The 23,869-nt window shown below is 44.0% G+C and carries 21 protein-coding genes; 12 read left to right on the top strand and 9 right to left on the bottom strand.

The window, feature by feature from the left end:
- Positions 1–141 precede the first annotated feature (141 nt).
- Positions 142–2,124 carry a methionine--tRNA ligase gene (metG, locus tag OGM16_06555; protein UYJ47901.1) on the bottom strand — a complete coding sequence of 661 codons (1,983 nt, stop codon included), beginning with the start codon at positions 2,122–2,124 and terminating at the stop codon, positions 142–144.
- 196 nt (positions 2,125–2,320) lie between these two features.
- On the opposite strand from metG, the gene OGM16_06550 reads away from it, so the two are divergent.
- The 3 genes from OGM16_06550 (at position 2,321) to OGM16_06540 (ending at position 5,981) form a co-directional block, all read left to right on the top strand.
- Entirely contained in the window at positions 2,321–4,192 is a 1,872-nt protein-coding gene (locus OGM16_06550) for a DUF885 domain-containing protein (protein UYJ47900.1), read from the top strand.
- Between the two features lie 287 nt (positions 4,193–4,479).
- Positions 4,480–4,926 (top strand): TRAP transporter small permease subunit, encoded by a 447-nt coding sequence (locus OGM16_06545; GenBank protein ID UYJ47899.1) that lies wholly within the window; start codon positions 4,480–4,482, stop codon positions 4,924–4,926.
- Complete coding sequence (locus OGM16_06540) at positions 4,923–5,981, top strand: TRAP transporter large permease (GenBank protein UYJ47898.1); 1,059 nt, start codon at positions 4,923–4,925, stop codon at positions 5,979–5,981. The genes OGM16_06545 and OGM16_06540 overlap by 4 nt, the downstream gene beginning before the upstream one ends.
- 145 nt (positions 5,982–6,126) lie before the next feature.
- On the opposite strand, the gene spoVT is transcribed toward OGM16_06540, so the two are convergent.
- Positions 6,127–6,675, bottom strand: a complete 549-nt coding sequence (gene spoVT / locus OGM16_06535; GenBank protein ID UYJ47897.1) for a stage V sporulation protein T — start codon at positions 6,673–6,675, stop codon at positions 6,127–6,129.
- Between the two features lie 142 nt (positions 6,676–6,817).
- On the bottom strand, positions 6,818–7,255 hold the full coding sequence (locus OGM16_06530; protein ID UYJ47896.1) for an FKBP-type peptidyl-prolyl cis-trans isomerase: 438 nt from the start codon (positions 7,253–7,255) through the stop codon (positions 6,818–6,820).
- A 188-nt stretch (positions 7,256–7,443) separates the two neighbouring features.
- Here OGM16_06530 and nagB point away from each other — a divergent pair, with 188 nt between their 5' ends.
- The 7 genes from nagB to OGM16_06495 all read left to right on the top strand — a co-directional run bounded on the left by nagB (position 7,444) and on the right by OGM16_06495 (position 15,941).
- Complete coding sequence (gene nagB / locus OGM16_06525; GenBank protein UYJ47895.1) at positions 7,444–8,172, top strand: glucosamine-6-phosphate deaminase; 729 nt, start codon at positions 7,444–7,446, stop codon at positions 8,170–8,172.
- Between the two features lie 778 nt (positions 8,173–8,950).
- Positions 8,951–9,964 carry an ABC transporter ATP-binding protein gene (locus tag OGM16_06520; protein UYJ47894.1) on the top strand — a complete coding sequence of 338 codons (1,014 nt, stop codon included), beginning with the start codon at positions 8,951–8,953 and terminating at the stop codon, positions 9,962–9,964.
- Positions 9,957–10,931, top strand: a complete 975-nt coding sequence (locus tag OGM16_06515; protein ID UYJ47893.1) for an ATP-binding cassette domain-containing protein — start codon at positions 9,957–9,959, stop codon at positions 10,929–10,931. The genes OGM16_06520 and OGM16_06515 overlap by 8 nt, the downstream gene beginning before the upstream one ends.
- Before the next feature lie 254 nt (positions 10,932–11,185).
- Complete coding sequence (locus OGM16_06510) at positions 11,186–12,826, top strand: ABC transporter substrate-binding protein (protein ID UYJ47892.1); 1,641 nt, start codon at positions 11,186–11,188, stop codon at positions 12,824–12,826.
- 29 nt (positions 12,827–12,855) lie between these two features.
- A complete protein-coding gene (locus OGM16_06505; GenBank protein ID UYJ47891.1) occupies positions 12,856–13,875 on the top strand; it encodes an ABC transporter permease in 1,020 nt (339 codons plus the stop codon).
- Between the two features lie 2 nt (positions 13,876–13,877).
- Positions 13,878–14,714: an ABC transporter permease gene (locus OGM16_06500; protein UYJ47890.1), complete on the top strand. Its 837-nt coding sequence runs from the start codon at positions 13,878–13,880 to the stop codon at positions 14,712–14,714.
- Positions 14,715–14,864: 150 nt separating this feature from the next.
- The gene (locus OGM16_06495) at positions 14,865–15,941 is read left to right on the top strand and encodes a Xaa-Pro peptidase family protein (protein UYJ47889.1); all 1,077 of its coding nucleotides are present in this window, start codon (positions 14,865–14,867) and stop codon (positions 15,939–15,941) included.
- Positions 15,942–16,541: 600 nt separating this feature from the next.
- Here OGM16_06495 and OGM16_06490 read toward each other — a convergent pair.
- Both OGM16_06490 and OGM16_06485 read right to left on the bottom strand, forming a co-directional pair.
- Positions 16,542–17,621, bottom strand: a complete 1,080-nt coding sequence (locus OGM16_06490; GenBank protein UYJ47888.1) for a hypothetical protein — start codon at positions 17,619–17,621, stop codon at positions 16,542–16,544.
- Positions 17,594–17,938, bottom strand: a complete 345-nt coding sequence (locus OGM16_06485; protein ID UYJ47887.1) for a hypothetical protein — start codon at positions 17,936–17,938, stop codon at positions 17,594–17,596. Before OGM16_06485 ends, OGM16_06490 begins: the two co-directional genes overlap by 28 nt.
- A 199-nt stretch (positions 17,939–18,137) precedes the next feature.
- Between OGM16_06485 and OGM16_06480 the strand changes: the two genes are divergently transcribed.
- Positions 18,138–18,716: a peptidylprolyl isomerase gene (locus tag OGM16_06480; protein ID UYJ47886.1), complete on the top strand. Its 579-nt coding sequence runs from the start codon at positions 18,138–18,140 to the stop codon at positions 18,714–18,716.
- Between the two features lie 186 nt (positions 18,717–18,902).
- Here the strand turns inward: OGM16_06480 and OGM16_06475 are convergent, their stop codons facing one another.
- From OGM16_06475 to OGM16_06460, 4 genes are read right to left on the bottom strand one after another with little or no spacing between them, the layout of a single operon-like run.
- A complete protein-coding gene (locus OGM16_06475; protein UYJ47885.1) occupies positions 18,903–20,201 on the bottom strand; it encodes a TRAP transporter large permease in 1,299 nt (432 codons plus the stop codon).
- A 40-nt stretch (positions 20,202–20,241) separates the two neighbouring features.
- Positions 20,242–20,748, bottom strand: a complete 507-nt coding sequence (locus tag OGM16_06470) for a TRAP transporter small permease subunit (GenBank protein UYJ47884.1) — start codon at positions 20,746–20,748, stop codon at positions 20,242–20,244.
- A gap of 35 nt (positions 20,749–20,783) precedes the next feature.
- Positions 20,784–21,869 (bottom strand): TRAP transporter substrate-binding protein, encoded by a 1,086-nt coding sequence (locus tag OGM16_06465; protein UYJ47883.1) that lies wholly within the window; start codon positions 21,867–21,869, stop codon positions 20,784–20,786.
- Between the two features lie 22 nt (positions 21,870–21,891).
- The gene (locus OGM16_06460; protein ID UYJ47882.1) at positions 21,892–22,323 is read right to left on the bottom strand and encodes an HIT domain-containing protein; all 432 of its coding nucleotides are present in this window, start codon (positions 22,321–22,323) and stop codon (positions 21,892–21,894) included.
- Positions 22,324–22,708: 385 nt separating this feature from the next.
- On the opposite strand from OGM16_06460, the gene OGM16_06455 reads away from it, so the two are divergent.
- Positions 22,709–23,869, top strand: a complete 1,161-nt coding sequence (locus OGM16_06455) for an iron-containing alcohol dehydrogenase (protein UYJ47881.1) — start codon at positions 22,709–22,711, stop codon at positions 23,867–23,869.

The following is a 23,869-nucleotide window of genomic DNA, read 5'->3' as shown; positions in this document are numbered from 1 at the left end:
CCGTATATGCGCGAAAAAGGGAGGGGAATTTTTCCTCTCCCTTTACATCTCACTTATATACACTCAAATATCTGCAACCGCAGACAAAAAACACATTTATAATAATTCCACTATCAAGCAGCATTTGCATCTGCTGATCAATTAACAGATCTCAGCTCCGGCTGGCATCTTCTTCTCCGGTACCATTAAGGACAGATTTCCCTCTGCATCTTCTGCACACAGGATCATGCCTTCGGATACGACTCCGGCTAATTTAGCAGGCTTTAAGTTGGTTACTACCATAACCTTCTTTCCTACCATTTCCTCTGGTGAATAATGAGCCTTGATGCCGCTTACGATCTGGCGGGTCTTAGTTCCGATCTTTACCTGGGAGCAGAGAAGTTTTTTGGACTTCGACACTGCTTCGCACTTAACGATCTCACCGATCTGGAACTGCAGTTTTGCAAAATCATCGTAGGTGATCTCAGCCTTTGGCTCTAAGTCGATGCCGTCATCCTCAGCTGCCTCTTCTGCCGGTTTTGCAGTTTCTGCTGCTGCAGCTGCATGCATTTCCTCTACTTTTGCCATAACTTCCTTAATATCCATACGGGCAAAAAGGATCTCAGGCTTGTCTGTTACCTTATTTCCTGAAGGATACAGACCAAAAGTATCCATTTCATCCAGCTCTCTCTTCTTTGTATTTAACTGGGCTAAGATCTTTTCAGAAGTCTCAGGCATAAATGCCTCTAACAGGGAAGCACCGATAGTAATAGCCTCTGTCAGGTTGTAAAGAACAGTTGCAAGACGGTCTTTCTTAGCCTCATCCTTTGCAAGAGTCCATGGAGTTGTCTCGTCAATGTACTTGTTGCATCTTCTGAAAATGCCGAAGATCTCTGTCATGGCATCTGCCACACGCAGCTGGGCCATTTTTGCGTCAACCTTCTTAACTTCATCTAATACAACAGCCTTTAAATCTTCATCAACAGCTTCTGCAGCGCCTTTGTTCTCTACAACACCGCCAAAGTACTTGTTGCTCATGGAAATAGTACGGTTTACAAGGTTTCCAAGGATATTTGCCAGGTCAGAGTTCATACGCTCTACCATCAGCTCCCAGGAGATAACGCCGTCATTTTCAAATGGCATTTCATGGAGCACAAAGTAACGCACTGCATCTACGCCGAAGAAATCTACCAGAGTATCTGCATAAAGAACATTTCCCTTGGATTTGCTCATCTTGCCATCACCCTGAAGCAGCCACGGATGACCAAATACCTGTTTTGGAAGGGGTACGCCTAAAGCCATCAGGAAGATCGGCCAGTAAATAGTATGGAAACGGATAATATCCTTACCGATCAGATGCAGGTCTGCAGGCCAGTATTTCTTAAACTGGTCAGTGCTGTTTCCATCGCAGTCATAGCCGATACCGGTAATATAGTTGGTCAGCGCATCCAGCCATACATAGGTAACATGCTTTGGATCGAAAGATACCGGAATACCCCAGTCAAAGGTAGTTCTAGATACACACAGATCCTGAAGTCCCGGAAGAAGGAAGTTGTTCATCATCTCATTCTTTCTGGAAACAGGCTGGATAAACTCAGGATGAGCGTTAATGTACTCGATCAGCTGAGGAGCATATTTACTCATACGGAAGAAATATGCCTCTTCCTTTGCCGGCTTAACCTCTCTGCCACAGTCAGGGCACTTTCCATCTACTAACTGAGATGGAGTCCAGAAAGACTCACATGGAGTACAGTAAAGTCCCTCATAAGCGCCTTTGTAAATATCGCCCTGGTCATAGAGCTTCTTAAAAATCTTCTGTACCTGTGCTTCATGGTCAGCATCTGTGGTGCGGATAAACTTATCATAGGAAGTGTTCATCAGATCCCAGATACGTCTGATCTCCCCTGCAGCCTTGTCCACAAACTCCTTTGGAGTAATGCCTGCAGCCTCTGCCTTCTCCTCGATCTTCTGTCCGTGTTCATCAGTACCTGTCTGGAAGAACACATCATAGCCCTGGGCTCTCTTATATCTTGCAATACTATCTGCCAGCACGATCTCATAGGTGTTGCCGATATGCGGCTTACCGGAAGCATATGCGATGGCAGTTGTAATATAATACGGCTTTTTCTTACAATCCTGACACATATTTAAATCCCTCTTTCCATCCCCCTTTTGGGGCATTCTAATGATGTAAGTATAAGCGTTTAGGCGGCTTTCGTCAAGACGCCCTATGCCACATACGTTGTAATTTTCCTACATATAATATATAATCATCTCAAAGAACACCGTCCACTGCACTCTGGCATCAGGATGGTCATTGTATCCCAAAAAGGAGATTTCTATGAAACAGCGAACACAAAAATATCTGCATGCCATCCTTGCACTGGTATTATCCCTGTGCCTTATTACCGGCTGCTCACTTTTTCCAAACTCCACACCGGAAGCAGAAAAAAATACGGTTTTGGAGACCACTGCAAAAGCCGCAGGCAACGGCTCTTTGGAAGATCCTACCGACCAGCCAGACAAAACAGCTCTTTTGGCGGCCCAAAAAGCCTTTGACCAGTTTACGGAAAACCTATTTAAGCAGGAAGCAGCCCAGTCCCTTCTCACTCTTCACTATACACTGGCAGACCCTGAAAGCTACGGCATCACAGATTATGACCGGACACTTGGAACTGCCCTGGCTGAAGACACACAAAGGGACATGGAAGATGCAAAACAGGTCAAAGCAGACCTTGATGCCATGGATACCCGCCTTTTATCCAAAGACCAGCTGCTTACCTATACCATTCTTTCTTCCTACATTAATACCCTTCTGTCCTCTGATGGATTAGAGCTGTATGACCAGCCTTTATCCACCACCCTTGGCATCCAGTCCCAGCTTCCCATTCTTTTATCTGAATATACCTTTTACAAAAAACAGGATATTGACGATTACCTGTCTCTTTTATCATCCATTGATACCTATTATGACTCACTCATTGCCTTTGAAACACAGCGGGCCCAGGCTGGTCTTGGCCTGTGTGATACAGTCATTGACAATATCATCCGTTCCTGCAATGCCTATCTCATTGACGCAGACCACAGCTTTTTGGCAGAAACCTTTGCTTCCCGCTTAAATACAATAGATGGTCTTTCTGACCAGGAAAAAGCTGATTATAAAGCAAAAAACAAAAAAGCCATTGACGAACATTTCGTTCCTGCCTATGAAAGGCTGATAACCGGTCTGGAAGGCTTAAAAGGAAAAGGGACCAATGACAAGGGGCTTTACTACTACCCGGAAGGCCGGAAATATTATGAATATCTGGTAAATGCCAGTACCGGAACTTCTTACAGTGATGTTCCTGCATTAAAACAGGCCATTAACAAGCAGATGGCAAAGGAACTGACCGCTGTAAACCAGCTGTTAAATGATGATCCGTCTTTAGGCGATAAACTGGATACTTCCACTTTTACCCTTACAAAACCCCAGGACATTTTAGAAGATCTGAAAGCCCAGTGCCAGACAGATTTCCCCCCTGTAAATGACTGTAACTATATTATCAAAACTGTACCTAAAACATTGGAAGGCTTTTTAAGTCCCGCCTTCTACCTGAAAGTGCCTATTGACCGGCCGGAGGATAATTCCATTTACATCAATAACAAAAGTACAGATTCCGATTCACTCTACACCACTATGGCACACGAAGGTTATCCGGGACATATGTACCAGACCCTTTATTTTAACCAGAAAAACACCTGTAACCTGCGGAATGTCCTTGATTTCCAGGGCTACACAGAAGGTTGGGGAACTTATGCGGAATATTATGCTTTTAATCTAAATAATGGCCTTGAAGAGAATATGGGACAGCTTCTGCAGCACAATTCCGCCTTTACACTTGCCCTTTATGCACTCCTTGATATTAATATCCACTACGAAGGCTGGAACATAGATCAGGTGGGTGAATATCTGAACATGTATTTCCAGCTGGAAGATCCATCTGTGATCTCATCTATTTACTATGAAGTGGTAGAAAACCCGGCCAATTATCTCTCCTACTATACCGGCTATCTGGAACTGTTAAACATGCAGGAAGAGGCAAAGCAGCAGCTTGGAAATAACTTCTCCCTGTTAGAATTTAACCGCTTTATCCTGGATATAGGACCAGCACCTTTTAGTGTGATCCGAAATTATTTTACACAGTGGCTGATACAAAATAGCAACAATAATTAGATTTATTAGATAATAATATTAATTATTGTTAAAATGTTGTTAATAAATTTAATATCATCTTTTTAATATTAAAATCATGTTAATTTTCTGATAATATTTTGACATAAGATGTCCGATGTAGTATTTTGATTACATCAGACATCTTATTATTTTGTTGCATTGAAATCATCTGCTGGCAGACAACTGAAAACATGCTCTGAAAGAGGTCGGAAATTGAGATTGGAGAGGGAACTATAAAAGATATTAAAAAGCTGCTGTCCTATGTCACAAAAGTAGAATATGCCATTATGATCGTTGCGTTTGTCGCCATGGTAGCTGCCTACTTTGTAGCAGTCGTCAACCGCAACTTTATCAAGGCTTCCATGCCATGGACTGAAGAGGTAGCCATGGACAGCATGATCTATATGGCACTGTTAGGAACAGAAGTAGGTCTTCGTGACGGCACACAGGTTGCTGTTACCGCTATTATTGAAAAGCTTCACGGAACCACAAAAAAAGTGGTCTCCATTGTTGAACAGATCGTATTAGAGATCTTTACCGCTGTTATGTTAAAGGCTGGCACCGCCTTATTTTTAAAACAGATCCAGACTGGTCAGACAACTCCAGTATTAAAGATCCCTATGTCTGCCATGTATTTCTCACTGGTACTTACCTTTGGACTGATCTTACTGATCCAGACTGTGATCCTCATAGAAAAGATCATAGATTTAAAGAATAAGGAGGCAGAAGCATGAGTGCAGGTATCATCCTTTTCGCAGCGTTTGCTGTATGTCTTATAGTAGGAGTTCCGGTTTCCATCTCCCTTGGAGTGGCTTCCCTTTGCTCCGTAGTATTCGGTGGTCTGTCCGCTTCCTCCACCGTTATCGCACAGCGTATCTTCGGCGGACTGCAGTCCACTTCCATTATGGCCATCGCTTTCTTCGTGCTTGCCGGAAATCTGATGACCAAAGGTGGTATCTCCCGCCGTATCGTAAATTTCGCCAACTGCCTGGTAGGCAATGTGCGCGGCGGAATGAGCCTGGCACTGGTTTTAGCCTGCGCATTCTTCGCAGCCTTATCCGGTTCCGCTCCTGCAACTGTTATTGCTATCGGTACCATGCTCTATAACGATATGGTAAAGCTTGGCTACCCAGGTGACCGTACAGCCGGACTGTTAGTTGTATCCGGTGGTCTTGGACCGATCATCCCCCCATCTATCATCCTTGGCGGTATCTACTCCGGTATGCTGACAGCAACAGAAAGTGCTGCCATCGCAGTTGTATGGGCTGCTATTGCCGGACTGTTCATCTACAAAGAACTGACTGTAAAAGAACTGGTCCCCATTTTAAAAGATTCCGCGAAAAGCTCTGCCATGATTTTATTCATCATCGCAGCTTCTACCGCTTTTTCCTGGGTATTTACCTTCTCAGGCGCTTCCCAGGCACTGGTAAACGCAGTTATCAGCATGCATTTAAATTCCGCGTTGTTCTGCTTCGTAGTTGCCATTATCCTGCTGATCTTCGGTACATTCATGGAAGGAACTGCTATCGCTGTTCTTTTAGTACCGGTCCTCTGGCCTATTGCCCAGAGTATGGGTATTGACGTGATCCACTTCGGCATGATCGTGTGCATCTCCAACGTAGTTGGTACCATGACACCTCCGGTTGCAGTAAACATCTTCTCCGCTTCTACCGTATCCGGCCTGAAAATGGGCGATATTGCAAAAGCAGAGATCCCATTCCTCATTGGATATGTGGCTGTATTCTTCTGCTGCGTATTCTCTGAAACCTTCTGTACATTTTTAATCTGATGAAAAGGGACTGACTGCCCTTTCTCATATTAGATACCTAACTTTTTTCTCTTGCTAAAATCCCCCAGGTTTTACCTGGGGGATTTTACATTGCTATTAATTGTCATTCATTTCTGCTCATATTGTTTATCCATGCCGCTTTGTTTCAGCTTTCCATCTGCCGCCCTAAAAATCCGCAGGCAGTGGCAGCCAGCTTCAGCTCCATTTCTCCAAACCGTGCTCTTGGCTCCCGGCTCATAATGGCTACTGCGCCAATGGCATCACCTTCACAGATAATAGGAGCTACCACCTGGGCAGTAATCCCCTCTAATTCTTCATCTACCAAACGGACAAAGCTTTTATCGTCTTTTCCTGCCTGAATAGTCTGACGTTCATTAATAACACGTTCCAGGCTCTGGCTGATAGCCTTTTGCAGCAGCTCTTTTCTGGCTCCCCCGGAAACAGCGATCACCTGGTCCCGGTCTGTGATGCACACGATCAGCCCAGTCGCCTGGGACATGGCTTCTGCATACTGCCCGGCAAAAGCAGCCAGCTCCACCATAGGGGAATATTTCTTTAAAATGATCTCCCCCTCACGGTCTGTAAATATCTCTAAAGGTGTTCCTTCCCGCAAACGCAATGTCCTTCGTATCTCCTTTGGGATCACCACACGTCCAAGGTCATCGATCCTTCTTACGATTCCTGTAGCTTTCATAACGTTTATTCCTCCTGCATACCACAAAACATCTCTGTTTCCATATTGTGTGTCTTATGGGTAGTATGTGGAAATGCGGGTAAAATATACACTGCTGCTTTCTATATTTACTTCCGTCCAGAAATTAAATTTTTATTTTTTATTACTTCACTTCTACCAGTTCGATCTTAAAGTTCAGCTCTTTTCCTGCCATTTCATGATTTGCATCAAAAGTAATGGTCTTTTCTGTTTTGTCAGTGACTTTTACAGGGAATGGCTGGCCCATCTGGTTGGTCAGATATACCTGCTGGCCTACAGTCAGATTCTCAGAGCCTGGAAGCTGCTCGATCTCCAATTCAAAGATAGCATCCGGGTTTGGCTGTCCGTATGCTTCTTCCGGCATCAGGTGGATATCCTTCACCTCTCCTGGTTCCATATCTGCCACTGCCGCGTCAAAGCCCTTGATCATCTGGCCTGCGCCGCATACGAATTCTAATGGCTCACCTCTGTCATAAGAAGAGTCAAACTGTGTTCCATCATTAAAAGTACCCTTATAATGGGTGCGGCATGTCTTTCCTACATTACGTCCTGTGATTTCCATGATATTGTCCTCCGTTGGGGTTGCGCTTATTTTTTTCTGCGCTCATTATATTTTAGCATACCATACTTCTACAGCTCTGTCAGTCTTTTTTCCTTTCTCTTTTCTGTCATCTTTCCCTCTTCCTCTTTTTTGTCAAATCAGCTATACTGATAAGGTAGGAGAAATCAAACTAGAAAGGGGATATATTTATGGTTATCTACAAAGCAAAAAACTATCAGGACTTAAGCCGCAAAGCTGCAAACATCATTTCTGCCCAGATCATCATGAAGCCGGACTGCGTATTGGGGTTAGCAACCGGTTCTTCACCTGTGGGCACCTACAAACAGCTGATCGAATGGTATAACAAAGGGGATCTGGACTTTTCCAAAGTCACCACCATTAACCTTGACGAATACAAGGGCCTTGGCCCGGATAATGACCAGAGTTACCGCTATTTTATGAACACCAACCTGTTTGATCATGTAGATATTGACAAATCCCACACCTTCGTTCCAGACGGCTTAGAGCCAGACCCGCAGAAAGCCTGCGCTGCCTATAATGAGATTATCCGCTCCCATGGCGGCATCGATCTGCAGCTTTTAGGCCTTGGACGAAATGGACATATTGGTTTTAACGAGCCCGGCGCAGCTTTTGAAAAAGAGACACACTGCGTAGATTTAACAGAAAGCACCATTGAAGCAAATAAGCGCTTCTTCGCCTCTGAAGATGATGTTCCAAAACAGGCCTATACCATGGGCATCAAAAACATCATGCAGGCAAAGAAGATCCTGCTTATTGCAGGGGGTGAAGAAAAAGCAGAAGCCTTAAAGAATTCTCTTTACGGCCCTATCACACCATCTGTTCCCGCATCCATTTTACAGCTGCATAATGATGTGACCGTGATCGCAGACGAAGCCGCATTAAGCCTTATTATGTAACCTGCAGACCCACTTAAAAAAGGATATTGTTGACTACGGTCCGAAAGCCACCGGTGCATATGACAGATGCGCATTTGGGAGAAAATCCTTTGTTCGTGGGCTTGCGCCGCCTATTGTCAGAACTGCGAACCAAACTCGCACGCTTTGCGTGCTCAAACAGTGGTTCTCCGTTCTGACACTATGCACGCCCACTCACGGATTTTCAAACAAATGCTTATTCTGTCATGTGTATCGGCGGCTTTCTACGTTATTGGCAATAAAAAATGTAGGAGCAAACCAATAAACAGTTTTCATGCAGGAGGGGGATCGTACTTAAGTACGGCATTTTTTATATGACATATCCAATACAGTAGAAAGGGCTCCTCCATGTATAATAAGCATTCGTTAGGCAATTGGGGACCTTTTGTGAGCATAGCGGACAGGGTGGAGGCATTGTTTGAACACGCGAAGCGTGTGAGTTTGCCGGAGCCCTGTCTAACTGGCGGCGGAACAAAAGATCCTAAATTGCCGTGAATGCGTTTATACATGGAGGATCCCTTTCGGACCCTATTGAACTAAATCCCAACATTTATCAAAAGAACCTTGCTTCCCCCAGTTGAATTTCCTTAAAAAATATGGTATTCTAGGCTTTAACAATTGTATCTATACTATTATAGCTATTTTTTTTTGCGTTGATACTTTGTCGCTTTAAACTGACGAATGTATTACTGGCATCCGGTGCTGTCGTCGGATAATATGTTTGTTTACTTATAGAATCCTGTAGAAATGAGAGAAAAACATGAACCATTCAGAAATATTACTTGAAATAAAAGATTTGTGTGTGGAATTCAAGACCATGGCCGGAACAGTACACGCAGTAGACCACTTAAGCTATACGCTCCACCGTGGTGAGAAGCTTGGCATCGTTGGGGAAAGCGGAAGTGGAAAAAGCGTGTCTTCCCTGGCCATGATGCAGCTGATCCCAAATCCTCCGGGCAAAGTCACAGGCGGACAGATCTTATATAATGGAAAGGATCTTGTAAAACTTTCTGAACGGGAAATGGAGAAGATCCGCGGAAATGAGATCTCCATGATCTTCCAGGAACCTATGACTTCTTTAAACCCTATCATCCGCTGTGGAAAGCAGATCGCAGAGTCTTTACAGCTTCACAGAGGAATGAAAAAGAAAGAAGCCATGGAAGAGGCCATTAAAATGATGCAGGCTGTTGGGATCGCCAATCCACAGGCCCGTGCTTATGAATATCCCCACCAGATGTCCGGCGGTATGCGCCAGCGTGTGATGATCGCCATGGCTTTGGCCTGTCAGCCGCAGATTCTGATCGCAGATGAGCCTACAACAGCTCTGGATGTGACTATCCAGGCACAGATCTTAGACCTGATCCGTGATCTGAACCAGAAAATGAATACCTCCGTTGTATTTATCACCCATGATCTGGGCGTAGTAAGTGAACTTTGTGATACCGTTATCGTTATGTATAACGGCCACATCGTAGAAAAAGCACCTGTAGCTGACATTTTCCGTGAACCTCTTCATCCTTATACACAGGGACTTTTAAGCGCTATCCCAAGGATCACCAAAGAGCGTAAACCATTATCCACCATTGAAGGCATGGTTCCAAACCCGGTAGAACGCATCAAAGGCTGCCGTTTCTGGCCAAGATGTCCAAAAGCCTGTGACCGTTGCCGTAAGGAAGAACCACCTGTATTTTCTGTTGGGGAAGACCGCCAGGTACGCTGCTGGCTCTATGCACAGGCAGATAATGGAAGTCAGGAGGCAGTGACCAATGGCTGATGAAAGCAAGAACAAAGACGTACTGGTCCACGCAGACCATGTAAAAGTATATTTTAAAGGAAAAGACAAAAAATCCGGCACAGTACGTGCCGTAGACGATATTTCATTTGATATTTTCGCAGGGGAGACCTTCGGCGTAGTTGGTGAGTCCGGCTGCGGAAAAAGTACCTTAGGACGCACCCTGATCCGCCTGATCCCCGCTACTGACGGCCACGTTTATCTGGACGGGGAAGATATTTCCGGTTTAAAGGGAAAAGCCTTAAAGCAGATGCGTAAGAAAGCCCAGATCATTTTCCAGGATCCTTCCGCATGCTTAAATCCAAGACGTACGGTGCGCCAGATCCTTATGGAACCTTTCCAGATCCACCATATGACAGGTTCCATGGACGTAGACGCAAGGATCGAGGAGCTGCTTCACTTAGTAGGTCTTGACACCTACCATTTAAGCCGTTATCCACACGAGCTTTCCGGCGGTCAGAAACAGCGTATCGGTATTGCAAGAGCACTGGCCTTAGAACCAAAGCTTATTATCTGCGATGAAGCAGTTTCTGCTCTTGACGTATCTGTCCAGGCACAGGTCTTAAACCTGCTCCAGGAATTAAAAGAACGTCTGGGACTGACCTATTTCTTCATCTCCCACAACTTAAACGTTGTTTACCAGGTCAGTGACCGTGTAGGTGTTATGTATCTGGGAAAAATGGTGGAGATCGCCGCTTATGACCAGCTATATGAGAAACGTTATCATCCTTATACAGAGGCTCTTTTATCTGCTATTCCCCAGGTTGATGCAGATGACAGGACAGAACGCATCCACTTAACAGGTGAAGTTCCAAGTCCTTCTAACCCGCCTTCCGGCTGCCCGTTCCACACCCGCTGTCCGAAAGCCTGTGATATCTGCTCCAAAGAGATCCCACAGTTAAAAGAGATTGAAAAAGGTCATTTTGTGGCATGTCATTTATATCAGTAAATGAATTTTACCAGCACATAAAATATTGCTTTATCACAGCTTTTTAAAGCTGTATCAATAAGTACTAAATGTTCTCTCGGAATCTTTCTGTGCTTGATTTTGTGAGAAGATTTTTTGTCAGTTGTGCCCAAATTTCTGAGGCGTTGGCGTTGCGTCCGCCTCTGAAATTTGAGTGCGACTGGCGGAAAATCGGCCACAAAAGCAAGTGCAGGAAAGACTCCGAGAGGACATCTAAACAAGAGGAGGATTTAATTATGAAAAACAAAAAGCTCTTAGCCTTCGCCCTCTCCATGGCAGTTGCAGCAGGCTGCACGGCATGTGGCGGCGGACAGGCATCCACAGACACTTCTGCAGCAGGTTCATCTGGCAGCACCCAGGCAGAAAGCAGTTCCACCGGCGACAACACTGTTATCGTTGCCATGGGTTCCGGCTTCTCCACTCTGGATCCTGGTTATGTTTACGAAAAGTACCCACAGCTGATCGTAAATGCCTGCTATGAAAACCTGTTTAAGTTCTACGAAAACAATGGCACACCACAGCCTTGTCTGGCAGATACTTACGAGTTTTCTGAAGACGGCTTAACATTGACTGTCAAGTTAAAAGACGGCCTGACCTTTGCAAGTGGCAATAAGATCACATCTGCTGATGTTGCATTCAGCATCAACCGTACCAAGAACTTAAAGGGAAATCCTTCTTTCATCTGCGATACCATTGAAAGCATTGAAACTCCAGATGATGCTACTGTGATCTTCCACTTAAACCAGCCTGACAGTGCCATTCTCTCCAAGCTGACTTACAGTTCTCTGGCTATCCTTGACAGCGCTGTTGTAAAGGAAAATGGCGGTACTGATGCAGAAGATGCTTCTTCCACTGATACTGCACAGAGCTTCCTTGATAATGCAAGTGCAGGAAGCGGCATGTACATCCTGACCAGCTACACTCCCGATGAGGAAGTTGTTCTGGAAAAGAACCCGAATTACTGGGGTACTTCTACTAATGTAGACAAGTACATTTTAAAGATCCAGCCAGATGCAAATACCCAGATGATGACTTTATCTGCCGGAGATATTGATGTTGCATTAAACCTGACTGACGATACTTTAGAGGAACTGGGATCTGCTGAAAATGTTGAGATTGTAAACGGAACCACAAAGATGATCGGTTTCGTTATGATGAACATGAATGAAGAATACGGCGGACCTGTTTCCAATCCAGATGTGCAGAAAGCCATCCGCAAGGCTTTAGATTACTCCGGAATCCGCATGATCTGCGGTGACGGCACCTTAACTCCATATTCTATCATTCAGGACGGATTTATGGGAAGCAAGGGAACACGCCCAGATGACTACACTAACATCGAAGAAGCAAAGCAGCTGTTAGCTGACGCCGGTTATCCGGACGGCTTTGACGTAGATATGACTGTTTCTGACCTGGATATGGAAGGCATCCTTTTAACTGACCTGGCCCAGAAGGTAAAAGATGACTTATCCCAGATCGGCATTAATGTAAATATCACAACAGAAGCATGGGCAGCAGGCTACGGCGATGCTTACAGAAACGGAACTCTTGGCTTTACTGTTATGTACTGGGGCGTAGATTACAGCGATCCTAACGTACAGCTGGAATTCCTTCCAGGCGGTACTGTAGGACTAAGAGGCGGATGGACTGCTGAAATGAACCCGGAACTGGCTGCAATGTCCCAGGAAGCAATGGAAGCAACTGACAATGATGCCCGCACCCAGGTTCTGGAAAATATCCAGGATGCAATGTATGAGGATGGTCCGTTCATCGTGATCGCACAGGCTCCTGCTCATATTGCCCACAGCACCAGATTAGATGGCGTAGATATCTTTGATTCCTATACCATTGATCTGACTGCAATAAACGTAAAGTAAAATAACGCAGAGAAAGGTACCAGATCCAAATGGGAGAGTTGAAATTTATTGGAAAACGTGTGGTTTATCTGGCAGTTATGCTGTTCGGCGTTGCCACCCTGGTGTTCATCCTTACAAAGATGATACCTGGCGACCCGGTAGTTGCAAACCTGAGCCAGAGAGCTTTAAATGATCCTGAGATCGTAGCGGCCTACCGTGCAAAGCACGGTCTGGACCGTCCGCTCATTGTGCAGTATATCTATTACATCCGTGATCTTCTGCACTTTGACCTGGGAACCTCTATCCGAACCAGCCGTCCGGTACTGGACGATCTGGCAAGATGCTATCCCGCTACTCTGGAACTGGCCCTGTTTTCCATCGTGATTGCTTCTGTTTTCGGCATCCTGTTTGGTATCATTTCCGCCATCCGCCGCAACAGTATCTTAGATCAGATCGTCCGGGCCATTTCCGTAACCGGCGTCAGCATTCCGGCTTTCTGGTTTGCGCTGCTGATGCTGTATTTCTTCTACTATAAGTTAAAAATATTCCCGGGACCGGGCCGTTTAAGCAATTCTTTCTCTGCCCCGGCCTCCGTTACGGGAATGTATGTGATCGACAGTCTGATCGAGGGAAATCCGGCAAAAGCCATGGATGCCATCCGTCACCTGATCCTTCCAAGTATTGTTCTGGCTGCCTTTACCATGGGCCTGATCACCAGAACCACCCGTTCTAACCTGTTAGATGCCTTATCTACTGACTATGTCCGCACAGCAAAGGCAAAAGGCTTAAACAGTCTCTGCCTGATCTTAAAACATGCACTTGGAAATGCACTGATCCCGGTTATGACCGTTATTGGACTGGGACTTGGAAACCTTCTTGGCGGTATGGTATTAGTAGAAACCATTTTCAAATGGCCGGGAGTAGGCCAGTTTGCCTACGAATCCGTCATGGCAGCTGACTATCCGGCGATCATCGGCGTGGCACTGCTGATCGCATTAAACTATATGATCATCAATACAGTGGTCGATATCCTCTACGGCATTATCGACCCAAGAGTGAGGTGCAATTAACCATGATCCATTCCCTGAAAAAATTATTAAAATCCAATTACCTGTTTACACTGGGTATTTTGATCTGTCTTGGATGGATCTTAGCAGCTGTTTTAGCACCTGCTATTGCTCCTTACGACCCAATCACACAGGATCTGTCCATGCGTTTAAAGGCACCTTCTGCCATCCACTGGTTCGGCACAGATAACTTTGGACGTGACATTTTCAGCCGTGTGATCTACGGCGGACGTTATTCTCTTCTTGCAGGGTGTCTCTCCGTTATCATTGCAGGCATTATCGGCACCTTTTACGGCGCACTGGCCGGTTACGCAGGCGGCTGGCTGGATAATGTGATGATGCGTTTTTCCGAAATGATCCTGTCTTTCCCATCCTTGATCCTGGCAATGATCATCAACGCAGTTATGGGCTCCAACCTGTTCAACACCATGTTTGCCCTTGTCATTGTTTCATGGCCTACTTACGCACGCCTGATGCGAAGCGTTGTTCTAAGCGTAAAGGAAAATGAATACGTGAATGCAGCGGAGGCCCTTGGTGCTTCCCGCATGCGTATCCTTTTAAAAGAGATCATCCCAAACAGCGTCAGCTCCGTATTGATCATGGCTACCACAGATATCGGAAACAAGATACTGATGTTCTCTACTTTAAGCTTCTTGGGACTTGGTTCCGCCCCGCCAACACCGGAATGGGGAATGATGGTTTCTGACGGCGTAGATTACTTCAATAAATTCTGGGTTGCCGGTTTTCCGGGACTTGCCATTTTCACCATGGCGGTAGGTGCCAATTTCATTGGCGATGGTTTAAGAGACCTGTTAGATCCGAAACTGAGAACACAATTTTAATGGCAAACTTTCTCATCTGTCTTGCATGCAGATACGCAAAAAGCAAGGTTGCCTGACAACACTATCATAGTACAGTATTATGGCGCCGGAAGGCTGGTTTTCAGCCCCGGCGCCATGAATTTATAAAAGTTATAAAGGAGAATATTTATCATGAATGAAGCAAGAGCAAACCGCATTCTGGCTGCCTTAAAAGAACAGGGCGTAGATCAGATGCTCATTACCGATCCAATGTCTATCTGCTACCTTACAGGGATTTCCATGGCTCCTATTGAGCGTTTTTATGCACTTCTGTTAAAGGCTGACGGACATCATTACTATTTCTTAAACCACCTTTTCAATGTCCCCGGTGATGTAGGTGTTGAAAAAGTATGGTATTCCGACACAGATCCGGTACCGGAGATCGTTGCCGCCCATCTGGATAAAAATGCTGTTCTCGGCGTAGACAAGGACTTAAAAGCACGCTTCCTTCTGCCTCTTATGGAAATGAAAGCTGCTGCCGGCTTCGTAAACGGCTCTCTGGCTGTTGATATCACCAGAGGTGTAAAAGATACCGAAGAACAGGAAAAAATGCGTATCTCCTCTGCTATTAACGACAAAGCCATGGCTAAATTCAAGGATCTGATCCATGAAGGCATATCTGAAAAAGAAGTAGCTGACCAGATGCTTCAGATCTACCTGGATCTGGGCGCAGATGGCTATTCCTTTGAACCATTAGTTGCCTTTGGCGCAAATGCTGCTGACCCACACCATTCTCCCGACGATACTGTTGTAAAGCCTGGAGACTGCGTTCTTTTTGACGTAGGCTGCATAAAAGACGGCTACTGCTCTGACATGACCCGTACCTTCTATTTCAAAACTGTAAGCGATGCCCACAGAAAAGTATATGAGACCGCCAAAGTAGCTAACGAGACTGCTATCTCAAAGATCCGCCCGGGCGTACCCTTATGCCAGCTTGATGCTGCTGCCAGAGACCTGATCTCGGCCGAAGGATGGGGACCAAACTTCAATCACCGCCTTGGACATTTTATCGGCCTTTCCGAGCATGAATTCGGTGATGTTTCCTCTGCAAACACCTGGCAGGCAAAACCAGGAATGATCTTCTCCATCGAACCAGGCATCTACTTAACCGGTGATACCGGCGTCCGCGTAGAAGATCTGGTGCTGGTAACAGAAAATGGTGTAGAAGTATTAAACCATTATCCCAAGGAACTGCAGATCATCGGATAAAATTTAGGATTTAGTTCAATAGGGTCCGAAAGGGCTCCTCCATGTATAAACGCATTCACGGCAATTTTGTCCATTTTGCTCCGCCGCCGATTAGTCAGGTCTCCGGCAAACTCGCTCACTACGTTCGCTCAAACAGTGCCTCCAACCTGCCAGCTATGCTCACAAAATGAACAAAATTGCCTACCGAATGCTTATTATACATGGAGGAGCCCTTTCTACTGTATTGGATATGTCACATAAAAAATGCCGTACTTAAGTACAATCCCCCTCCTACATGAAAACTGTTTATTGGTTTGCTCCTACATTTTTTATTGCCAATAACGTAGAAAGCCGCCGGTGTACATGACAGAATAAGCATTTGTTGAAAATCCGTGAGCGGGCGCGCATAGCGTCAGAACGGAGAACCACTGTTTGAGCACGCAACGCGTGCGAGTTTGGTTCGCAGTTCTGACAATAGGCGGCGCAAGCCCACGAACAAAGGATTTTCATTCAAATGCGCATCTGTCATGTACACCGGCGGCTTTCGGACCCTTCGGAAATCTTTCGGACCTTAGTTGATTAAATCCCAATATTCTTTTATAAAATATGTACTCTCTACATCTATCTTCTAGTCATAAGCCATTGATAATAACTGATCAGCCACTGATAATTATTATAATAAGAAATACATGCAATTACTGTCAATGCTGCAAGAATACCTGTTTTTACAGCCTTATTACCGATCCGTCCCAGTATCCGGATCAAAATGTAAAGGTCTACACAACCGATCAATACCAGCTGATACATAAAGGTCCTGAAACTGGAGCCAAACAATGTTGCTGAAAATCCCATCATAATACGTGACATGGCCCCGATAAATAATGTCCACAGGATACCGGCTGCTTCCCATTTATCATCAAATATATTCCAGACCGCAGCTACCACCAATAATGTGATCACGATCAAAACTGCAAAAGATACCATACTTCCATCTGTATCCGGAAGCCCCCATGAAAAGTCATGATACATGATAAAAAATTCATAATCCGTACACATTTCAAAAATCTGAAAAAGTACCAGTGCTGTCGCCGGGATCAGTGCTTTTAACTTTTTTCCCTGCATCACGATTGCTGCGATAAACAATAAGACACACAGTATCATAAATACCTGTACCGGCTGAAAATAAATATTTGCGGCAGTTGCTGTAATACCTTCTGTTATCTTATTTGCTGCTGTCCATTTTTCATATCCCGGAACAGAAAACGTACCACCAACAGAACCACTTCTGATCCGATGACCAGGTGCCGTCATTAAAACAATCAGTCCAGCCACATCTTCTGCTAAAAATAATGCTGCCGGAATATTTACTTTCTTATCATGTGTCATAAAATACCAGAAAAGATAACCGCATAACATACCGCCTAAAACGCAGGCTGACTGCTCCTGGTTGCTGGCATACAGCACACCCAAAATGCCACCCAAAGCAGCAATGATCTTTACCCAAGACTTTCTGCCTGCATTTTCTGTAAAATACACTACTGCAGCCAGACACATGAGACTTCCGATGCAGGTATAAACATAGTTGGTATTAGTAAGAATAAAACCAGCTGACAGCAGATAGCTTACCGGAAAGCACATAACCAGCAGACAGCCCAGATAAGGCGCTTCTGTTTTCAGGGTTTTATTGCTGCCCCCCCCCATGTTTTACTTGCTGCTGAAACAACATAGGCAGCTAGCCAGACTCCAATGGTATATAATACCACATCCACTGCCATCCACATCTCAAACGGCCACTGTCCCATAAATGCACCTAACGGATCTGTAAACCATTTTCCATTTACCGATGTAAACATATATTTAATGTATTCCTGATGATTCATGGTCAGCATGCGTTCCTGAGCTACCACATCATCGGAATAGATAAACATTTTTGTCCGCAGCATATACTGTGTGATCACAAATAACACCATGATCACACCAGATATGCTCCAGGTTTTCTTATTTTCCTTTGTTTCCATTATCCATCCTCCATTTTCAGTTTCTGCCGATAAATTTATAAAATGCCACTGCCAAGTATACTACACCCAAATAAAACTTACAATCACAGGCTCATCCATAAATATTGATTTTCCGCCCTATTTCAAGTAAAATCAAGCTAGAGTTAGAGCATACCTTGTTTATGTACTCTCGGAATCTTTCACTTTAGGAGGACACACCATGACAAACCCAAAAGCCACACTCCATATGGCAAATGGAGCTGACATCGTAATAGAACTGCTGCCTGAGGCAGCGCCAAATACGGTAAACAGCTTTATCTATGCTGCTTCCCACGGATACTTAGACCATCACGCCATTGAGCGGATTGTTCCAGGAAACTGGGTAGATGTAAGCTATACAGCCTTCGGCCACAAGGAACTGCAATACCTGATTCCCAATGAATTTACTCTTCATCCAGAAATTACACCTCTTGATTCCCATCCAGGCTGTGTCTGCATGGGCGGATATGGAGAAGCAGGACTGGCAAGCTGTGAATTTTTCTTTCCTCTCCGGGACTGCCCGGACCACAAAGGCACTTATCCCGTATTCGGAAAAGTCCTTTCCGGCATGGATGAGATCCGCCGGATCGCGACAGTCAAGACCGTTCCCGTAGATTTCCCGATTCCAGGAGTAGAAGTAAACAAGCCGGTAGAGCCGCAAATCATTGATACAGTAGAATTAGAGCTTTACGGCGAGACTTATCCAGAGCCGGTACGGGTAGAGAATCCGAGACTGCCAAAATGCTGGCCAAAGCTGTGAGATTTTTGAAAAACATGAAAAATTCAAGAAATTAGAAAGGTCAGGAAAATTTCAAAACATAAAAAATATGAACTGCCAGGCTGAGAGAAGGAATAGCCTGGCAGTTCATATTTTTTTATTCTATATTGCACTTCCTGCCAAAGAACCGTACTCAGACATATACGGTTCTTTTTATTAATGCCTTTACTAATGCATCAGCAGATTTGGAAGTGTCATGGAAAATGCCGGAACGTAGGTAACTAATAATAGTGCAACCACCATTACTATATAGAATGGAAGCAGCGCTTTCGTAACTCTTTCAACTGAAATATCTCCAACTGCACAACCGGCAAACAAGGTAGTTCCAACCGGTGGTGTCAAAGATCCAACAGCCAGGTTCATCATGATCACAATACCAAACTGGACCGGATCCATTCCAAGTGCCTTGATAACAGGCAGAAGAATCGGAGTTACGATCAGGATCAGTGGAGCAACGTCCATGAAGCAGCCCAAAACTAACAGCAGAATGTTGATCAGGATCAGGACTACATACTTATTATCAGAAACAGTCAAAAGCATCTGTGTAATCTTTGCCGGAACCTGCATCAGGCTCATGAGATAGCAAAATGCATTTGCAGCAGCAATGATACTTAAGATCATAGCCAGAGTTCCTAATGATCTCTTTACAATTCTCCAGATATCATTTACCTTGATGCTCTTATAAACAAATACAGTAATGATCAGCGCATAAACACAAGCGATGGCAGCACTCTCTGTTGTTGTAAAGATACCCGTACAAACACCTAAAAGAATGATAACAATGGTCATAACTCCCAGGAAACCATCACTGACGATCTTTAAAGACTCACGGACTGTATATTTCGATCCTCTTGGATAACCTCTCTTCTTGGTAATACGTGCTACCAGGATACACATTGCAGCACATACGATAAGTCCAGGTCCAATACCTGCCAGGAACAGTTTTCCTGTAGAAAGACCGCCTGCAGCCATACCATAGATAATCATGTTATGACTTGGAGGAATGATCAGTGCCTGTGTAGCTGTTGCTACTGTGGTTGCAACAGAGAAATCTTTGTCGTAACCGCTTTTTGTCATCATACCGATCTCGATCGGTCCTAAAGAAGATACATCCGCTGTAGGAGAACCGGAAATACCGCCGAAAAAGGTTGAAGCGATAACGTTTACATATGCAAGACCACCGCGGAAACGGCCTACCATAACATTAGCCACCTCTACCAGTCGGTCTGAAATACCGCCTTCTGCCATAATATCACCGGCAAAAATAAAAAACGGAATCGCTAAAAAGGAGAATGACTGTACACCGTCACCCAGACGCAGGAACACAGATGATACGTACTTCGGTCCCAGATAAAGAGCCGTAAGAACACAAGCACCCAGCATACTGAATGTTACAGGTACACGCATAACCATAAAGATCATGAAGGTCGCAAACAATATGATCATGGCTATTGTATTTGTATCCATAGTTTTTATCCCTCTTTTCTATCACTTAAGTGTGCTGATCTTAGTTATCATGTTTTGGATCCAGAAAATCATCTGTAGATTTTGTATGGAACATACCAAAAGATTTGGCAATGACCATGATCAGACATAAGAGCCCGCTGATAACTGTAATCATATACAGATATTTTCTTGGAAAACCTGTAATCGTAAACTTGGAATTCGTTTTTTCCATAAGGAATGCCCCATAACGAATCATGCAAAGGGACACAATCAGCAGCACTAAATTACTGAAATGGATCAGAAATACTTTTACTTTCTTTGGGAAATACTTTGCAAATACTTCAATACGGATATGTAAGTCATCTTTTATACCCACTGGAAGCAGCATGAACATCATGATGTCAAGGAGGATCAGCATGACCTCCTCGCACCACTTGATGTTACTTCCAAGAGCACGGCTAATGACCTGCGCTGTTACTGTACACACCATAAATATCAGAACAAGACGACAGAACGCTTCTACAATGGCATATACAAATCCGATGGCATTTTCAATTTTTTCTTTCATCGCCTATACCCTCTTCCAATCTTTGATACAGCCTATTATTTTCCTAAAGCTTCATTGATAGCGTCTAACAGATCGCCGTATTTTGCAGAATACTCTTCATAAACAGGAGCCATAGCTTCTCTGAAGGAATCTAATGTTGCATCATCTGGCTCTACGATGGTTGCACCTTTATCCTTTAAGGTCTGAATGGATTCAGCTACAGAATCATCCCAGATCTCTCTGTCATATGCAGTTGCATCTGCCATAGCCTCATTTACGATCTCTTTGTCTTCATCGCTGAGGGAATCCCACAGATCCAGATTCATGCAGATAACATCCATGGTAGTTACGTGATTGTCCATCAGTACATATGGAGCAACTTCATATAAGCTGTCAGAAAGGATGATGTTAGGATTGTTCTCACCGCCCTTGCATACGCCAGTCTGCAGTGCGCTGTACACTTCGTTTGCAGATACATTTACAGGATTTCCGCCTAAGCAGCTTACCATAGAGTTCATCAGCTGGTTGTTCTGAACACGGATAGCAAGTCCCTTGAAATCATCCAGACTGTCAACTTCTGTAGTTGTATAGAAGCAGCGGCTTCCATTATCTGTGAAACCGATTCCCTGGATGCTGTAGTCATTCAGACCATTCTTAACGGTGGTTCCAACTTCACCTTCCAAAACTTTCCACATCTCTGTATTGTTCTTAAACAGAAATGGCAGTAAAAATACCTGGGTATCTTCATATAATCCGCTTAATGTACCAAGGGATAATTTTGCTACATCAACGGTTCCTGCCTGAAGCTGTTCCATATAAGAAACTTCATCACCCAGGATAGAAGATTCATATACGTCAATGGCAATACGTCCGTTGCTCTTCTCATAAACTTCATCAGCAAACTTGACCAGAGCCTTTGTGGTTGGATAATCCTTTGCAGCATCTGTAGCCAGTTTCCAGGTCATTTCAGAACCTGTTTTCTGCGCATCACTTCCAGCTGTTTCTGTGCTTTCCCCTGCTACTGTACTATCTGCCTCTTTTGCACTTTCAGGTGCCTTTGTATCTGCTGTCTGTGAACCGCCACATGCGGTAAGTCCCATAACCATAGATGCTGCCAGAGCAGCTGCTAACATTTTTTTCATTTTTGCCATCCTCCTGTATACATTATTTATTTAATTCTTTTAATATAGTTTCTCTTAACTCATCTGCCATCTTCTGATATTCTGCTTCGGTCAGCTCTTTCTTTCCCTGTGTATCATCAAATGGATTTCCCCAGTCCGGACCATCTTTATATTTAGGAACAACATGTACATGTACATGAGGTACCAGATCTCCAAATGTTGCATAATTGATCTTATCTGGATGGTACAGTTCAAAGATCGCTTTGGCTGTAGCTGCCAGTTCTTCAAAGTATCCGTCTCTCTGTTCTTTGGTCATCTGGAAATATTCTGTCTTATGTTCATTCAGCTTTACAACGCATCTTCCCAAATATTTCTGATTTCTGTTTAAGTAGATCGTAGAATAATTTAACTTACAGATCTCGATCATCAAGCTCTTTCTCTTTTCTCCATCCTCACAATAGAAACATTCGCTCATAACCTGACTCCTTTTTATTTTATATTGTCAACATTGTCAACATTTATTTACATCGTTAAGTATACATATCTTTCCATATGTTGTCAATATTAATGTCAACTTTTTTATATTTTTAACTCTTTTTTATCATCTTGCTTACAAATCAACCTGCTTTTTCGCCTGGAATCCCCTCTGTTTTTCACAGGTTTTCCCCATTTAAAAGAAAAATTATGGTCATTTTGTCTGTTTTGTTTCTTATATATATGTTTTTATATGTTCACAATGTTTTTAATAATTTGTTGATTATTTTGTTGACTTTTTATTCAAACATATGTATACTAGCAAATGTAAAATTTCTACTGACATCTCAATAAATAAACACACACATTTATAAGGAGGACGTATCATGGCAATCACAAATGGTTTTGAAATGGTCTATAACAGACGCCTTATCTTCGGAGAAAATAAGGTTGCAGAAATCCCAGGTATCTTAAACTGGTACAATAAAAAGAAGGTACTTTTCGTAACCTTCAGCGCTGACTTTGATGCATTTAAGAAAATTTCTTCTCTTTTAACAGATGCAGGTCTGGCAGTTGTTCCTTATGAAGTAAAAAGCGAACCAACTCTTCAGATTATCGATCATGGCCGCGATATTTATGTAGCAGAAGGCTGTGACTGTACCATCGCTTTAGGCGGCGGAAGCGTTGTTGATGCTGCAAAAGTAATCGGTATGCTGGCTGTCAACGGCGGCGAGACAGAGGATTATCAAATGAGGGGCCGTGCTGTTACTGTTGAACCGCCTCTGTTCATTGCTATCCCAACTACATCTGGAACTGGTGCAGAAGCTACCAAGACCAGCGTTGTTATCAACAATAACAATCATTTAAAGAAGAGCCTGTATCATAACACTATGATCGCTGACGTAGTTGTTCTGGATCCAAGCCTGACTCTGGCTCTTCCGCCACGCATCACTGCTGCTACTGGAATGGACGCTTTAAGCCATGCCATCGAATCTTATGTTTCCTTAAACGCAACGCCAATTACCGAAATGTATGGTTTAAAGGCTATTGAACTGGTAAATAAATATCTGGAAGAAGCATACCGTAATCCTGATAACCTGGAAGCAAGAGCAGGAATGATGTTGGCAAGCTACTTTGGCGGAGTTGCTATTACTGCAGGTATCGGTATTGCTCATATCATGGCTCAGCCTTTAGGCGGCGAGTACGGCATTCCTCACGGTGATGCATGCTCCATTTTCCTGCCAGGTTCCATTATGTTAAACCAGGAATATGCCGAAAAGAAATATGTAGACATTGCCAAAGCATTTGGCGTTTATAAAGAAGATGCTTCTGATAAAGAAAATGTTCAGGCACTTTTAGATAAGATCACTGCCCTGCAGAAAGCCATCGATGCTCCGCGTTGCTTAAAGGGTTATATGAAAGAAGAGCCAAGCATGGATTATCTTATTGATGTAATCAAGAGAACTACCGGACATATCACCTGCAATCCACGCCCATTAAACGAAGAACTGATGAAAGCAGCTTATGATCTGGCAATGAAGGATTGA

This window comes from Lachnospiraceae bacterium, from assembly GCA_025758065.1.
Lineage (GTDB): Bacteria > Bacillota > Clostridia > Lachnospirales > Lachnospiraceae > Enterocloster.
Note: the sequence above shows the minus strand (reverse complement) of the source record. Positions and strands in the feature narration are given on the sequence as shown.

Excerpts from the sequence above, each read along its gene's own strand:
- OGM16_06455 (UYJ47881.1), top strand. The coding sequence starts at position 22,709 with ATGGCAATCACAAATGGTTTTGAAATGGTCTATAACAGACGCCTTATC.
- OGM16_06485 (UYJ47887.1), bottom strand. The coding sequence starts at position 17,938 with ATGGAAACAAAGGAAAATAAGAAAACCTGGAGCATATCTGGTGTGATC.
- OGM16_06510 (UYJ47892.1), top strand. The coding sequence starts at position 11,186 with ATGAAAAACAAAAAGCTCTTAGCCTTCGCCCTCTCCATGGCAGTTGCA.
- OGM16_06540 (UYJ47898.1), top strand. The coding sequence starts at position 4,923 with ATGAGTGCAGGTATCATCCTTTTCGCAGCGTTTGCTGTATGTCTTATA.
- OGM16_06530 (UYJ47896.1), bottom strand. The coding sequence starts at position 7,255 with ATGGAAATCACAGGACGTAATGTAGGAAAGACATGCCGCACCCATTAT.
- OGM16_06465 (UYJ47883.1), bottom strand. The coding sequence starts at position 21,869 with ATGAAAAAAATGTTAGCAGCTGCTCTGGCAGCATCTATGGTTATGGGA.
- OGM16_06520 (UYJ47894.1), top strand. The coding sequence starts at position 8,951 with ATGAACCATTCAGAAATATTACTTGAAATAAAAGATTTGTGTGTGGAA.
- OGM16_06550 (UYJ47900.1), top strand. The coding sequence starts at position 2,321 with ATGAAACAGCGAACACAAAAATATCTGCATGCCATCCTTGCACTGGTA.
- OGM16_06515 (UYJ47893.1), top strand. The coding sequence starts at position 9,957 with ATGGCTGATGAAAGCAAGAACAAAGACGTACTGGTCCACGCAGACCAT.
- OGM16_06500 (UYJ47890.1), top strand. The coding sequence starts at position 13,878 with ATGATCCATTCCCTGAAAAAATTATTAAAATCCAATTACCTGTTTACA.
- OGM16_06460 (UYJ47882.1), bottom strand. The coding sequence starts at position 22,323 with ATGAGCGAATGTTTCTATTGTGAGGATGGAGAAAAGAGAAAGAGCTTG.
- OGM16_06490 (UYJ47888.1), bottom strand. The coding sequence starts at position 17,621 with ATGGGGGGGGGCAGCAATAAAACCCTGAAAACAGAAGCGCCTTATCTG.
- OGM16_06480 (UYJ47886.1), top strand. The coding sequence starts at position 18,138 with ATGACAAACCCAAAAGCCACACTCCATATGGCAAATGGAGCTGACATC.
- nagB (UYJ47895.1), top strand. The coding sequence starts at position 7,444 with ATGGTTATCTACAAAGCAAAAAACTATCAGGACTTAAGCCGCAAAGCT.
- OGM16_06470 (UYJ47884.1), bottom strand. The coding sequence starts at position 20,748 with ATGAAAGAAAAAATTGAAAATGCCATCGGATTTGTATATGCCATTGTA.
- spoVT (UYJ47897.1), bottom strand. The coding sequence starts at position 6,675 with ATGAAAGCTACAGGAATCGTAAGAAGGATCGATGACCTTGGACGTGTG.
- OGM16_06545 (UYJ47899.1), top strand. The coding sequence starts at position 4,480 with ATGATCGTTGCGTTTGTCGCCATGGTAGCTGCCTACTTTGTAGCAGTC.
- OGM16_06505 (UYJ47891.1), top strand. The coding sequence starts at position 12,856 with ATGGGAGAGTTGAAATTTATTGGAAAACGTGTGGTTTATCTGGCAGTT.
- metG (UYJ47901.1), bottom strand. The coding sequence starts at position 2,124 with ATGTGTCAGGATTGTAAGAAAAAGCCGTATTATATTACAACTGCCATC.
- OGM16_06475 (UYJ47885.1), bottom strand. The coding sequence starts at position 20,201 with ATGGATACAAATACAATAGCCATGATCATATTGTTTGCGACCTTCATG.
- OGM16_06495 (UYJ47889.1), top strand. The coding sequence starts at position 14,865 with ATGAATGAAGCAAGAGCAAACCGCATTCTGGCTGCCTTAAAAGAACAG.